The sequence below is a fragment of the Bacillus cereus group sp. N11 genome, assembly GCF_016483605.1.
Lineage (GTDB): Bacteria > Bacillota > Bacilli > Bacillales > Bacillaceae_G > Bacillus_A > Bacillus_A toyonensis.
Genome location: NZ_JAEHBN010000004.1, coordinates 326,748 through 342,161 on the forward strand (window position 1 = coordinate 326,748; position 15,414 = coordinate 342,161).

Genomic DNA, 15,414 nt, shown 5'->3' on the forward strand with positions numbered 1-15,414 from the left:
AAATGTAGCGAATAGCATTGAAATAGAAGGAGGAGGCGGGATAATATGAAAAAATCAACTGTTAATCCATGGCTTGTTGTCCTTGGTACAGTCATAGTACAAATGGGGCTTGGAACGATATATACTTGGAGCTTGTTCAATCAGCCTTTAGTTAGTAAATTTGGTTGGAGTCTGAACGCTGTTGCTATAACTTTCTCGATTACAAGCCTTTCTTTAGCGTTTTCAACTTTGTTTGCGAGTAAATTGCAAGAAAAATGGGGACTTCGTAAACTCATTATGATAGCTGGACTAGCATTAGGACTAGGATTAATACTTAGTTCACAAGCTTCCTCATTAATATTGCTTTATGTATTAGCAGGAGTTGTCGTAGGGTATGCAGATGGTACAGCATATATCACTTCACTATCGAATTTAATTAAGTGGTTTCCAGAGCGTAAAGGTTTAATTGCTGGTATTTCTGTCTCTGCATATGGTTCAGGTAGCCTAATCTTTAAATACATAAACGCACAGCTGATTGAATCAGTTGGTGTATCACAAGCGTTTATATACTGGGGTTTAATTGTTACAGCTATGATTGTGATTGGCGCTTGTTTAATCCATCAAGCTGCTGATCAAGGGGCAGTTTATGAAACAAAAACGCAGGAATATACAACGAAAGAAATGCTAGGTACAAAACAAGTATACTTATTATTTATTATGTTATTTACATCATGTATGAGTGGCTTATACTTAATTGGCATGGTAAAAGACATCGGTGTTCAACTTGTAGGGCTTAGCGCAACAACAGCAGCTAATGCAGTGGCTATGGTTGCAATCTTCAATACATTAGGTCGTATTATTCTAGGACCGTTATCAGATAAAATCGGCCGTTTAAAAATCGTTACTGGTACTTTTGTTGCTATGGCGACTTCAGTCTTGGTCCTAAGTTTCGTAGATTTAAATTATGGTATCTACTTCGTCTGTGTAGCAAGTGTAGCGTTTTGCTTTGGCGGAAATATCACTATTTTCCCAGCTATTGTTGGTGATTTCTTCGGCATGAAAAATCATAGTAAAAACTACGGAATTGTGTATCAAGGATTCGGGTTTGGAGCGCTTGCAGGTTCCTTTATCGGTGCAATTCTAGGTGGATTTAAACCAACTTTCATGGTGATCGGAGTATTGTGTGTCGTGTCATTTATTATCGCAATTTTAATTCAAGCACCTAATAAGAAAAAAGAAAAAGAAGAAGAATATCGCAGTGTAGCGTAACGATTTAAACCTTCTATGGCACTACGATAAGAAAAAAGCACTCTATGAAATAGGGTGCTTTTTTCTTTATGAACTTCTTTAAATTATTTTTCTCTGCCAAGTCCTTGTAATCGACGTAATGATACGAATAAAAGTGCGAGTAAAATATCGATTTGGATTATATTGAAATTTCATTAAAGGATGCATAATATAGGAAAATCTAAATTAATCTTAGATTATACATAGGATATTTATTGAGAAATGAAAGATGTAAAATAAAATATTTTCAGAAAAATGTTGAGAAAAAAATGAATTTTTGGTAAAGCATTGTAGGCGAAAAAATCTACAAGTTATCTTTTTGAATTTCAAAAAGATGATAAGGAATTATGGATCTATTTTGTATCCTTTATTACAGCCCGTAAAACCCCCAATGAATAAAGTTGCACTTTATTTAAAGTACTTTTTAATGCTTATAGATGTAGTCTTGCATAGAAACATAAAAAAATTTTGTCTGAAAAATAAAAAAAGATTGACAATATTATTGAGAAACATTATCATTTCGATGTAAGAACAGTAAATGAAAAATATTATCAATTAATTTCATTTCGATGAAAAGTACACTTGACCAATTAGTTTAGTAAGTGTATTATTTTTTACATTACCAATGATAATGAAAATCGTTATCATTTAATTTGTTTCATTAGATTAATTTTTATATGAAAGGATAGAGGAAATGAACGTAGGGGAATTTGATGGGAAAACCGTTTTCGTAACAGGTGCAGCGCAAGGTATAGGTAGTGTTGTAGCAAAAATGTTTTTAGAAAGAGGAGCTACAGTTATTGCGGTTGATCAAAATGAAGAAGGGCTAAATGTGTTATTAAATCATGATGCATCATATGAAACACGTATGAAGACATTTCATTTAGATGTAAGTGATAGCAATGCTGTTGAAGAGGTAGTAAACCGAATTGAAAATGACATAGCGCCTATAGATATATTAGTAAATGTCGCAGGAGTTTTACGAATGGGAGCGATTCACTCTTTAAGTGATGAAGATTGGCATAAAACATTCTCTGTAAATACTACAGGAGTTTTCTATATATCTCGATCGGTAAGTAATCGTATGATGGTAAGAAAATCAGGGGCAATTGTTACAGTTGGCTCAAATGCAGCAAATACTCCGAGAATGGAAATGGCTGCGTATGCTGCATCAAAAGCTGCAACGACAATGTTCATGAAATGTTTAGGATTAGAGCTTGCATCATACAATATTCGCTGCAACTTAGTTTCTCCTGGTTCTACTGAAACTGAAATGCAAAGGTTACTATGGGCTGATGAAAATGGAGCTAAAAATATAATTGCTGGTTCTCAAAATACATATAGACTCGGTATACCATTACAAAAAATTGCACAACCTTCAGAAATTGCTGAAGCAGTATTGTTTTTAGCTTCTGATAAAGCGAGTCATATTACAATGCACAATTTATGTGTCGATGGCGGTGCTACATTAGGAGTTTAATAAAAAATTCAGGAGGTTTTCATACTATGAATGAACTTACAGCCGTAAAGGAACTGTCAGAAAAATTATTAGAAGATTATAAAACTGAATCTTCATTCTTTTTCGCTTCACCAACTCGAACGATATTAGCAGAAGGAGAGTTTACTACAGTAAAGCATCGTGAAATTGAAAGTTTCCCAGAGCTTGTGCAAGCGACATTAAGTAATGCGAAACAAGCTGGAAATCCAAATCCTATCGTTGTGGGTGCTTTGCCATTTGATCGTAGAAAAGAAGTCCAACTTATCGTACCAGAATATAGCAGAATTTCTGAGCGTTTACAATTAGATACAACAAATCAGCTTGAAATAAATGAGAACGTAACATTTGAAATGAAGCCAGTGCCAGACCCTGAAGTTTATATGAATGGTGTGAAGCAAGGGATTGAAAAAATTCAGGATGGAGATTTAAAGAAAATCGTTCTATCTAGATCGTTAGATGTTAAATCTTCAGAGAAGATTGATAAACAAAAACTACTTCGCGAATTAGCAGAGCATAATAAGCACGGTTATACATTTGCTGTGAATTTACCGAAAGATGAAAACGAGAACAATAAGACATTAATTGGAGCAAGCCCGGAATTGCTTGTTTCACGTAGTGGTATGCAAGTCGTTTCTAATCCATTAGCTGGTTCAAGACCAAGAAGTGACGATCCAGCTGAAGATAAAAGAAGAGCAGAGGAATTACTCTCTTCACCAAAAGATTTACATGAACATGCGGTAGTAGTTGAAGCGGTTGCTGCTGCGCTTCGTCAGTACTGTCATACATTGCATGTGCCAGAAAAACCATCAGTTATTCATAGTGAAGCAATGTGGCATTTGTCTACCGAAGTGAAAGGTGAACTTAAGAATCCAAATACTTCTTCTTTACAATTAGCAATTGCTCTCCATCCTACGCCAGCAGTTTGCGGAACTCCAATGGAAGCAGCAAGAGAGGCTATTCAAAAAATTGAGCCATTTGACCGTGAATTCTTTACAGGAATGTTAGGGTGGAGCGATCTAAATGGAGATGGCGAATGGATTGTTACAATTCGTTGTGCGGAAGTGCAAGAGAATACACTTCGTTTATATGCAGGAGCTGGAGTTGTTGCTGAGTCAAAACCAGAAGATGAGCTAGCAGAAACATCAGCTAAGTTCCAAACAATGCTGAAGGCTTTAGGGTTAAGAGATAATTCGTTGAATGAAAAATAGGGGGAAGAAAGAATGTTAACAGGTTATACGGAATGGCCAAAAGAATTCGTCGATCGTTACCGAGAAGAAGGGTGTTGGCTTGGTGAAACATTTGGCGGAGTGTTAAGAGAGCGTGCTGAAAAATATGGAGATCAGATTGCAGTTGTAAGCGGTAATACACATATAACGTATAGTGAACTTGATAAAAAGGTAGATCGCTTAGCTTCAGGTTTACTGAATGTAGGAATAAAGAAAGAAGACCGAGTTGTAATCCAGTTACCTAATATTATAGAGTTTTTCGAAATATGTTTTGCACTATTTCGAATTGGAGCGCTTCCTGTTTTTGCGCTACCTTCACATCGAAGCAGTGAAATTAGTTATTTTTGTGAGTTTGGCGAGGCGAGCGCTTACGTTATTTCAGATAAGGCTCTCGGTTTTGATTATCGAAAACTAGCAAGAGAAGTGAAAGAGAAAGTGCCAACTTTACAACATGTAATTGTAGTGGGAGAAGAAGAAGAGTTTGTGAACATAAATGATCTGTATATGGATCCCGTCTCATTACCAGAAGTTCAGCCAAGTGATGTTGCGTTTCTTCAATTATCAGGAGGGACAACAGGACTTTCTAAATTAATTCCTAGAACACATGATGACTATATTTATAGTTTACGTGTTAGTGCTGAAATTTGTAATTTAAATGCAGAAAGTGTCTATATGGCAGTTCTTCCAGTAGCACACAATTACCCAATGAGTTCTCCAGGAACATTTGGAACTTTCTATGCGGGTGGAAAGGTAGTGTTGGCAACTGGAGGGAGTCCAGACGAGGCATTTGCTCTTATAGAAAAAGAAAAAGTGACGATTACAGCGCTCGTTCCACCATTAGCAATGATTTGGCTTGATGCTGCATCTTCCCGTAATAACGATTTATCGAGCTTGCAAGTGATTCAAGTAGGTGGTGCGAAATTTAGTGCCGAAGTTGCGAAGCGTATTCGCCCTACATTTGGATGTACGTTACAGCAAGTGTTTGGTATGGCAGAAGGGCTAGTAAATTACACAAGATTAAATGATCCGGAAGAAATCATTATTCATACACAAGGTAGACCGATGTCTACATCCGATGAAGTAAGGGTTGTTGATGAAAATGATAACGATGTAAAACCGGGTGAAGTAGGTAGTTTATTAACACGAGGTCCATATACAATTCGTGGTTATTATAAAGCGGAAGAGCATAATGCACGATCATTTACAAAGGATGGATTTTATCGCACAGGTGATCTTGTAAAAGTAAATGAACAAGGTTACATCGTTGTAGAAGGAAGAGATAAAGATCAAATTAATCGTGGTGGTGAGAAAGTTGCTGCGGAAGAGGTTGAAAATCATCTATTAGCACATGATGCAGTACATGATGTAGCAATTGTATCTATGCCTGACGATTATTTAGGTGAACGCACCTGTGCTTTTGTTATAGCTCGCGGACAAGTTCCAACTGTAAGTGAATTAAAAATGTTCTTAAGAGAACGTGGTATAGCGGCTTATAAAATTCCAGATCGAATTGAATTTATTGAATCATTCCCGCAAACAGGAGTCGGAAAAGTCAGCAAAAAAGAACTACGTAAAGTCATTGCTGAAAAACTTATTACAGTAAAACAATAATAAAAACCGGAAGGAAGTGATTAGATGGCTATCCCATCTATTTCAGTATATAAAATGCCAATTGAATCAGAACTACCAAAAAATAAAGTGAATTGGACACCAGACCCGAAACGTGCAGTACTTTTAATTCATGACATGCAAGAATATTTTCTTGATGCATATAGCGATAAAGAATCACCAAAAGTAGAACTCATTTCAAATATTAAAATGATAAGAGAAAAATGTAAGGAACTTGGTATACCAGTTGTTTATACAGCGCAACCTGGTGGGCAAACGTTAGAACAAAGAGGTTTATTACAAGACTTTTGGGGTGACGGTATTCCTGCTGGACCAGATAAAAAGAAAATTGTTGATGAACTTACTCCTGATGAAGATGATATATTCCTAACAAAATGGAGATATAGTGCATTTAAAAAGACAAATCTATTAGAAATTTTAAATGAACAAGGAAGAGATCAACTCATTATTTGCGGTATTTATGCGCATATTGGATGCCTTTTAACAGCTTGTGAAGCATTTATGGATGGTATAGAGCCGTTCTTTGTAGCAGATGCAGTTGCTGATTTTTCACTAGAGCATCATAAACAAGCATTGGAGTATGCATCTAATAGATGCGCAGTAACGACATCAACAAACCTACTGTTAAAAGTTTTACAAAGTGTAAAAGGTGATGAGAGTGAAGGAACCACTATACAGGAAGTACATGAACTAGTTGCACAACTACTTCGTGAGCCAGTAGAGAGTATTGATATTGATGAGGACTTATTAAATAGAGGGCTTGATTCGGTCAGAATTATGAGTTTAGTAGAGAAGTGGCGTCGTGAAGGGAAAGAAATCACGTTTGCAGATTTAGCAGAACGTCCAACTGTTGCAGGTTGGTACAGCTTACTATCTTCAAAAACAGCAAAGGTGCTGTAACAAATAGACTACATAATAAAGGGGTAGTAAAGAATGCCTAACAGTCAAAAGATTCGTCATTCGTTATCATCTGCGCAGTCTGGTATGTGGTTTGCGCAACAATTAGATCCGCTTACTCCGATATATAATACTGGGGAATATGTAGAAATAAACGGGAATATTCATCAAGACATTTTTGAATTAGCTGTACGTAAAGTCGTAATGGAAGCAGAAGCACTTCATGTTCGCTTCGAAGAGGATGAAATTGGCCCATGGCAAGTTATTGAAGAATCACAGTTTCATATGCATTTTATTGACGTTCGTAAAGAAGAACATCCTGAAGAAGCTGCTAAAGTATGGATGAAAAATGATTTATTTATGCCAGTCGATTTGAAAAAAGATACTTTATTTACTGAAGCACTTATTCAAGTTGAAAATAATCGTTTCTTTTGGTATCAGCGCATCCATCACATTGTGATGGATGGCTATGGATTTTCACTTCTTAGCCAAAAGGTAGCGAATGAGTATACATCACTTATAGAAGAAACAAACAAGAATGAAAAGCCATTTGGTTCTCTTGCAAAAGTTGTGCAAGAAGATATTGAGTATCGTGAGTCTAAACAATTTCAGGAAGATCGTACTTTTTGGTTAGAAAAATTTGCGGATGAACCAGAAGTTGTAAGTTTGGCAGAACGAGCACCGAGAACATCAAATGGATTTTTACGGGAAACTGCTTATTTATCAAATGCTAGTACGAAAACTTTACTAGAAGATATTAATATTTCGTTAACGAGTTGGCCCGAATTTGTTGTAGCCGTAACAAGTATTTACATGCATAAATTAACAGGTGCAAATGATATTGTTTTAGGTTTACCAATGATGGGGCGTCTTGGTTCTGTATCTATTCATACACCTAGTATGGTAATGAATTTAGTTCCGCTTCGTATTACAGTAACTCCAAATATAACTCTTGCGGAATTATTGCAACAAGTTTCTAAAGAAATCCGAGATGTACGTCGCCATCATAAATACCGTCATGAGGAATTAAGGAGAGACTTAAAGCTACTAGGTGAAAATCAAAGGTTGTTTGGGCCGTTAGTGAATGTTATGCCTTTTGATTACGGACTTAACTTTGCTGGAAATCGAGGTATTACACATAATTTATCAGCAGGACCTGTAGATGATTTATCGATAAATGTATATAAACGTTTTGATCAAAATGAGCTAATGATTCATTTTGATGCGAATCCCGAAGTATATAATGGTGTGGAACTAGCATTGCATAAAGAAAGATTTATGAATCTATTTGAATTAGTAATAAATAATTATGAGAAAAACGAGTCGATTGGAAAAATAAACATAACTCTGCCTGAAGAAAATCATAAAGTTTTATTGGAATGGAATGAAACGAAGGAAGACGATGAGTTAATCAGTCTACCTATATCATTTGAAAAACAAGTGCAAAAAAATCCAAATAAACTAGCGATTACTTGTGACGGTGTAAACCTTACGTATAAAGAGCTAAATGAACGAGCGAATGAACTAGCACATTATTTAGTAGAAGAAGGAATACGACCAAATCAGTTTGTAGCTTTAGTATTCCCTAGATCAATAGAAATGGTGGTTAGTATGCTAGCGGTCTTAAAGGCTGGTGCAGCATATTTACCAATAGATCCAGAATACCCAGCAGAAAGAGTTAATTACATAGTAAATGATGCAAAACTAGTTTGTATCATAACACATGCATCTGTTTCATCTAAGTTAGTTATAGAAAATGATATGAAAAAAATTGTATTAGATGAAGAAGAAACGAAACTAGCGTTACATACATATTCTCGTATGAATATAGCATGTAAGAATGATGTATCACTTTTAAACCCAGCCTATACAATATATACTTCAGGCTCAACAGGAAACCCAAAAGGTGTAATTGTTCCTATGAGAGGTTTAAGTAACTTTTTAATGGCTATGCAACAAAAGTTTTCATTAAATGAAAATGATCATTTATTAGCAGTTACAACTTTTGCGTTTGATATTTCTGCTCTAGAAATTTATTTACCTCTTATTAGTGGCGCAAGTTTAACAATTGCGCAAAAAGAAGACATACAAGAGCCATCAGCATTAACGACACTTTTACAAGAAGAAAGAGTGACCATTATGCAGGCTACACCGACGCTTTGGCAGGCGTTAGTAACTGATTATCCAGAAAAGCTACAAGGGCTAAACATACTTGTTGGTGGTGAAGCTCTTCCAGCGCATTTAGCAAATAAATTAAAAGAATTAGGTTGCTCAATAACTAATTTATATGGACCAACTGAAACGACGATTTGGTCTACTTTCATGAACATTGATGAAAGTGAAAAGGGTATACCACCTATTGGAAAGCCAATTTGCAATACAGAAGTGTATGTATTGGATGCAGGATTACAACCTGTTCCACCTGGAGTTATCGGTGAATTATATATTGCAGGAGAAGGAATCGCAAGCGGATATTTAGGAAAACCTGCGTTAACGGCTGAACGATTTGTTGCAAATCCATATGGAGAACCAGGGAAGCTTATGTACCGCACAGGTGATCTTGTGAAATGGCGTAACGACGGTGTGCTAGAGTACATGAGTCGCGCAGATCATCAAATTAAAATTCGTGGTTTCCGAATTGAATTAGCTGAAATTGAAACGATATTACTACGACATGAAAATATTCAACAAGCGGTAGTGATGGTACGAGAAGATCGTCCAAATGATAAACGCATCATTGCGTATATCGTTGCAGAAGAAAAGGAACCGATTAATCTTTCAGAAATTCGTTCTTATGTTTCAGAAAGTTTAGCGAATTATATGATACCATCGGCATTTGTTGTGCTAGAAGAATTACCATTAACGCCAAATGGTAAGGTTGACAGAAAGAAATTACCTGCTCCTGATTTTAATGGAATGAACAATGAGAGAGTTGCTAGAAATCCGAAAGAAGAAATATTATGTGATTTATTTGCAGAAGTACTTGGTGTTTCTCGAATTAGCATTGATGATAATTTCTTTGAAATGGGTGGACATTCACTTCTCGCATCTCGTTTAATGGCAAGAATTCGTGAAACGTTAAGTGTGGAATTAGGAATCGGGAAACTATTTGAATCACCAACTGTTGCCGAACTGGCGAAACAATTAAACCATGCAAAAAGTGCAAGACCAGCTATTCAGAAAGCAAGTAGGCCAAATGAAGTTCCACTTTCATTTGCACAGCGCAGGTTATGGTTCTTAAATTGTTTAGAAGGTCCAAGTCCTACTTATAATATTCCGCTAGTCATTCGTATGAATGGAATATTGAATCGGGAAGCATTACAAGGTGCTTTTTACGATGTAGTTGAGAAACATGAAACACTTAGAACAATTTTCCCTAACGTATTAGGTAGTTCCTATCAGAAAATTTTAGATATGGAAAACTTAAATCTAGAAATGGTTATAACTAATACATGTAAAGATGAATTAGAAAGTGTACTTTCACAGGCGGTAAGATATAGCTTTAACCTCGATTTTGAGCCGGCAGTTCGTTTGCAACTTTTTACAGTGAGTGAAAACGAACATGTATTATTAATTCTATTACATCATATTGTAGGTGATGGCTGGTCATTACAGCCGTTAACGAGAGATTTTACAGCGGCGTATAAAGCACGATGTCAAGGTGACAGAGTTCAGCTGGAGACACTACCAGTTCAATACGCAGATTATGCACTTTGGCAACAGCAATTGCTAGGTGATGAAACGACACCAGAGAGTCTTATTTCAACACAATTAGATTTTTGGAAAGAAGAACTTAAAGGTTTACCAGACCAAATGGAGTTACCTACAGATTTCCAGCGTCCAATTGAGACGAGTTACCGCGGGGAAACAATTCATTTTCATATAGATGAAGGTATGCATAGTAGGTTAGTAGAGCTTGCACGTAAAAATGGAGTTAGTTTGTTTATGGTATTGCAAGCAGGGCTTAGTGCACTATTTACAAGATTAGGTGCAGGCACTGATATACCAATTGGAAGCCCGATTGCCGGAAGAAATGACGATGCGCTATCAAATATAGTTGGTTTATTTGTAAATACATTAGTGTTACGCACAAATACATCAGGAGATCCAAGTTTTAAAGAATTATTAAATAGAGTAAAGCAGATAAATCTGGCAGCTTATGAAAATCAAGATGTTCCATTTGAACGACTCGTTGAAGTGTTAAACCCAGTACGTACCCGAAATAGTCATCCACTGTTTCAAGTTATGTTAGCTTTCCAAAATACGCCTGAAGCGACGTTTCATGTCCCGGATTTAGAGGCGAGTATTGAAATTCAAAGTGTTGGTTCTGCAAAGTTTGATTTAACATTTGAAATTAGCGAGAGTAATGGAGTGAATGGTACTCCAAACGGCTTACACGGATTGTTAGAGTTTAGTATCGATTTATATAAACGTGAAACGGTTCAAAAACTAATAGAACGATTCATTCTATTATTAGATGATGCAGCGAAACATCCGGATCAATCAATTGGTAGATTAGAAATATTAACTTTAGCAGAGCGAAATACAGTTTTAGAAAAGTGGAATGGTGGTTTTCAAATTGTGCCTGAAATGACATTGCCACAATTATTTGAAAAGCAGGCTCATGTAAATCCAAATTCTATTGCTGTTGTCTTTGAAGATGAAAAGCTAACGTATGAAGAGTTAAATAGAAAAGCGAATAAAATAGCTCGTTCGTTAATAGCAAAAGGAATCGGGCCGGATCAACTCGTTGCTTTAGCGATGCCGAGATCTTTAAATATGGTTGTAAGCTTACTTGCTGTTCTTAAAGCAGGTGCCGGATACCTTCCGTTAGATCCGGATTATCCGTCAGATCGTATTTCATTTATGCTACACGATGCGAAACCATCATGTGTATTAACAAATGCAAGTGTAGAAATTGAATGTGATGAGGCACTAAAGATTTTAGTTGATGATGTGAACGTAATAGAAGAAATTGAAAAATATAGTGAGGACAATATTGATGAAATGGAGCGCCTGAAGCCGTTATCTCCTTCACATATTGCTTACGTTATTTATACGTCAGGCTCAACAGGTAGACCGAAAGGAGTTATGATACCTCATCAAAATGTAGTAAGACTTTTAGGAGCAACCGATCATTGGTTCCAATTTGACGCAGACGATGTGTGGACGATGTTCCATTCATACGCTTTTGATTTCTCGGTTTGGGAAATTTGGGGACCTTTATTATATGGAGGGCGTTTAGTTGTAGTACCACATACTGTAAGTCGCTCGCCGAAAGAATTTTTACAGCTTCTTGTTAAGGAAAAGGTTACTGTTTTAAACCAAACTCCATCAGCGTTCTATCAATTGATGCAAGCAGATCGTGAAAATGAAGAGGTTGGTCAAAAACTATCTTTACGATATGTTGTTTTTGGTGGAGAAGCACTTGAACTAAGTCGATTAGAAGATTGGTATAGTCGTCATCCTCATAACGCACCGAAACTTATTAATATGTACGGTATAACGGAGACGACGGTACATGTTAGTTATATTGAGTTAGATGAGAGTATCGTTTCTTTACGAGCAAATAGTTTAATCGGGTGCAGTATACCAGATCTTAAAGTATACGTATTAGATACCTATTTACAACCAGTGCCACCAGGAGTAGTTGGGGAAATGTATGTTGCAGGTGCTGGACTAGCTCGTGGATATTTAGGAAGAGCAGGATTAACGGCTGAACGTTTTATCGCAGATCCATTTGGTAAACCTGGTACAAGAATGTATCGCACAGGAGACTTAGCGCGCTGGCGTCAAGATGGGACGTTAGATTATATAGGACGTGCAGATCATCAAATTAAAATTCGTGGATTCCGAATTGAATTAGGGGAAATAGAAGCGGTCATAATGAAACACGATAAAGTTGAACAAGTGGCCGTTATTGTCCGGGAGGATCAACCAGGGGATAAACGATTAGTTGCTTATATTGTCGCATCAAATAATGAAACGATTGATACGAATGAAATGCGTCAGCATGCTAGTGGTAGTTTACCAGATTATATGGTTCCATACGCTTTTGTAGTAGTAAACGAGTTACCTTTAACTCCAAACGGTAAATTAGATAGAAAGGCATTGCCAGCTCCAGAGTTTATTGCATCATCATCTAGCCGCGGACCGAGAACACCGCAAGAAGAAATGTTATGTGACTTGTTTACAGAAGTTTTAAGTGTGTCTCAAATTGGAATTGATGATGGATTCTTTGATCTTGGTGGTCATTCACTTCTTGCAGTGCAGCTTATGAGTCGCATGAAAGAGGCACTTGGCGTTGAACTGAATATTGGAACTTTATTTGCAGCACCTACTGTTGCGGGGCTTGCTGAAAGGCTTGAGATTGGGAATGGTCAAAGTGCACTTGATGTGTTGCTTCCATTACGAGAAAGCGGGGATCAATTACCACTATTTTGTGTACATCCAGCAGGTGGATTAAGTTGGTGCTATGCAGGACTTATGAAATCTTTAGGAACAGATTATCCAATCTATGGTGTACAAGCACGTGGTATCGCTGAAAATGAAGAACTACCAAAAAGTTTAGAGGAGATGGCGGCGGATTACTTGAAACATGTTCGTGAAGTACAGCCTCATGGACCATATCGTTTATTAGGTTGGTCGCTTGGAGGAAATGTTGTGCATGCAATGGCGGCGCAACTACAAAATGAAGGAGAAGAAGTAGAATTACTCGTTATGCTTGATTCTTATCCTGGACACTTCTTACCGAATACGGAAGCGCCTACTGAAGAGGAAGCGTTAATCGCATTACTTGCTTTAGGCGGATATGACCCAGACAACATGGATGGTAAACCACTTACAATGGAAAGTGCAGTTGAAATCCTTCGTAAAGATGGAAGTGCATTAGCAAGTCTTGAAGAAGAGACTATATTGAACTTGAAAGAAACATATGTAAATTCAGTAGGGTTGTTAGGGAAATATGTACCGAAAGTTTATAACGGGGATATTTTATTCTTTAGGTCTACTATTATACCAGACTGGTTTGATCCTATTTCTCCAAATACATGGCTAAATTATTTAGATGGAGATATCGTGCAACATGATATTGATTGTAGACATAAAGATTTATGTCAGCCAGGGCCGCTTACAGAAATTGGGCAAGTGCTAGCGAAATATTTACAGAATAAGAAAGGGGTAAATAGAGTATGACGAATCCATTTGAAAATGATAATTACACATATAAAGTATTAATGAATGAGGAGGGCCAGTATTCTCTCTGGCCTGCCTTTCTCGATGTACCAATTGGATGGAATGTCGTACATGAAGAAGCTAGCAGACAAGTTTGCTTAGAATACGTTGAAGTAAACTGGAATGATTTAGAGCCGAAAAAAAATCAAATTAGCGAAAAAATATTAGTAGGAAAACAATAATGAAAGTAAAAATAAATCCAAAAGTAGTTGTAAGCATCGTTTATATAACAGCGATGTTTATGGCTGCGATGGATGCAACAATTGTGAATGTAGCATTGCAAACGATAAGCAAAGAACTGCAAGTACCCCCATCTGCACTGGGGACAGTAAATGTTGGGTATTTAGTTAGCTTAGCTGTTTTTCTTCCGATTTCTGGTTGGTTAGGCGATCGTTTTGGTACGAAAAGAGTATTTTTAACTGCCCTTTTCGTTTTTACAATTGCATCTGCATTATGTGGAATTGCGAATGATATTACTTCATTAAATATTTTTCGTATCATTCAAGGTGCTGGTGGCGGGCTTTTAACACCGGTCGGGATGGCGATGTTATTCCGAACATTTTCACCAGAGGAAAGACCAAAAATTTCTCGATTTATTGTACTGCCAATTGCTGTTGCACCAGCGATTGGACCAATTATTGGTGGTTTCTTTGTAGATCAAATGTCTTGGCGCTGGGCATTTTATATTAATTTGCCGTTTGGTATTATTGCGTTGCTATTTGGACTTCTATTTTTAGCAGAGCATATTGAAAAATCAGCTGGTCGTTTTGATTCTCTCGGTTTTGTTCTTTCAGCACCAGGTTTTGCGATGCTCATCTATGCACTCAGTCAAGGGCCGTCAAAAGGATGGATTTCTCCAGAAATAATAAGTACTGGGATAGCTGGGATTGTATTCATTTCACTGTTTATAATAGTAGAATTGAAAGTAAAGCAACCGATGTTAGATTTACGCTTATTAAAAGAACCCGTTTTTAGAAAAATGAGTCTTATATCCTTGTTTTCATCTGCTGGTTTACTTGGAATGCTATTTGTTTTTCCGCTTATGTATCAAAATGTAATCGGAGTTTCTGCGCTGGAATCAGGTCTTACGACATTCCCAGAGGCGATTGGATTAATGATTTCTTCGCAAATTGTACCATGGACGTATAAGAAATTAGGTGCTCGAAAGGTAATCTCTATTGGACTAATAAGTACCGCGGTTATATTTGTATTATTAAGTTTTGTAAATCATGATACGAATCCATGGCAAATACGGGCATTATTGTTTGGCATAGGTATTTTCTTAGGGCAGTCTGTCGGTGCAGTTCAATTTTCTGCTTTTAACAATATCACACCACATTCTATGGGGAGAGCAACTACTATATTCAATGTGCAAAACCGATTAGGATCTGCAATAGGAGTTGCTGTTTTAGCTAGTATACTGTCTGGTTTTGGAAGTAATAACGTACAGAATAACGCACAATCAGATTTCTTGCCATATCAAGCGGCATTAATTGGATCAGCACTATTTTTACTTATAGCATTACTATTTTCTTTACGTATTTCTGATAAAGAGGTAATGTCAAAGAAGAAAGAAAAAATGTTATCCGTATCACAAAAAGAGAAAGAACTCGTCAATGAATAGCAATATATGTATGCTACTTTAATTGAAATTGATATTAGTAG

The 15,414-nt window shown here is 36.7% G+C and carries 8 protein-coding genes; all 8 read left to right on the forward strand.

Annotated features, from left to right (window positions below):
• The first annotated feature begins 45 nt into the window (after window positions 1-45).
• Window positions 46-1,248 carry an L-lactate MFS transporter gene (locus tag JDS98_RS09420; protein WP_199633815.1) on the forward strand — a complete coding sequence of 401 codons (1,203 nt, stop codon included), beginning with the start codon at window positions 46-48 and terminating at the stop codon, window positions 1,246-1,248.
• 712 nt (window positions 1,249-1,960) lie between these two features.
• Entirely contained in the window at window positions 1,961-2,746 is a 786-nt protein-coding gene (gene dhbA / locus JDS98_RS09425; RefSeq protein ID WP_199633816.1) for a 2,3-dihydro-2,3-dihydroxybenzoate dehydrogenase, read from the forward strand.
• Between the two features lie 26 nt (window positions 2,747-2,772).
• Window positions 2,773-3,972: an isochorismate synthase DhbC gene (gene dhbC, locus JDS98_RS09430; RefSeq protein WP_199633817.1), complete on the forward strand. Its 1,200-nt coding sequence runs from the start codon at window positions 2,773-2,775 to the stop codon at window positions 3,970-3,972.
• Between the two features lie 12 nt (window positions 3,973-3,984).
• Entirely contained in the window at window positions 3,985-5,601 is a 1,617-nt protein-coding gene (locus JDS98_RS09435) for a (2,3-dihydroxybenzoyl)adenylate synthase (protein WP_199632331.1), read from the forward strand.
• A gap of 24 nt (window positions 5,602-5,625) precedes the next feature.
• The gene (locus JDS98_RS09440; RefSeq protein ID WP_199633818.1) at window positions 5,626-6,519 is read left to right on the forward strand and encodes an isochorismatase family protein; all 894 of its coding nucleotides are present in this window, start codon (window positions 5,626-5,628) and stop codon (window positions 6,517-6,519) included.
• Window positions 6,520-6,552: 33 nt separating this feature from the next.
• On the forward strand, window positions 6,553-13,710 hold the full coding sequence (locus JDS98_RS09445; protein ID WP_199633819.1) for an amino acid adenylation domain-containing protein: 7,158 nt from the start codon (window positions 6,553-6,555) through the stop codon (window positions 13,708-13,710).
• Window positions 13,707-13,931: an MbtH family protein gene (locus tag JDS98_RS09450; RefSeq protein WP_000184075.1), complete on the forward strand. Its 225-nt coding sequence runs from the start codon at window positions 13,707-13,709 to the stop codon at window positions 13,929-13,931. Before JDS98_RS09445 ends, JDS98_RS09450 begins: the two co-directional genes overlap by 4 nt.
• Window positions 13,931-15,373 (forward strand): MDR family MFS transporter, encoded by a 1,443-nt coding sequence (locus tag JDS98_RS09455; protein ID WP_098711645.1) that lies wholly within the window; start codon window positions 13,931-13,933, stop codon window positions 15,371-15,373. Before JDS98_RS09450 ends, JDS98_RS09455 begins: the two co-directional genes overlap by 1 nt.
• Window positions 15,374-15,414: the final 41 nt, after the last annotated feature.

Coding starts and splice junctions, on each gene's coding strand:
- dhbA (WP_199633816.1), top strand. CDS start 1,961: ATGAACGTAGGGGAATTTGATGGGAAAACCGTTTTCGTAACAGGTGCA.
- JDS98_RS09455 (WP_098711645.1), top strand. CDS start 13,931: ATGAAAGTAAAAATAAATCCAAAAGTAGTTGTAAGCATCGTTTATATA.
- JDS98_RS09420 (WP_199633815.1), top strand. CDS start 46: ATGAAAAAATCAACTGTTAATCCATGGCTTGTTGTCCTTGGTACAGTC.
- JDS98_RS09450 (WP_000184075.1), top strand. CDS start 13,707: ATGACGAATCCATTTGAAAATGATAATTACACATATAAAGTATTAATG.
- JDS98_RS09435 (WP_199632331.1), top strand. CDS start 3,985: ATGTTAACAGGTTATACGGAATGGCCAAAAGAATTCGTCGATCGTTAC.
- dhbC (WP_199633817.1), top strand. CDS start 2,773: ATGAATGAACTTACAGCCGTAAAGGAACTGTCAGAAAAATTATTAGAA.
- JDS98_RS09440 (WP_199633818.1), top strand. CDS start 5,626: ATGGCTATCCCATCTATTTCAGTATATAAAATGCCAATTGAATCAGAA.
- JDS98_RS09445 (WP_199633819.1), top strand. CDS start 6,553: ATGCCTAACAGTCAAAAGATTCGTCATTCGTTATCATCTGCGCAGTCT.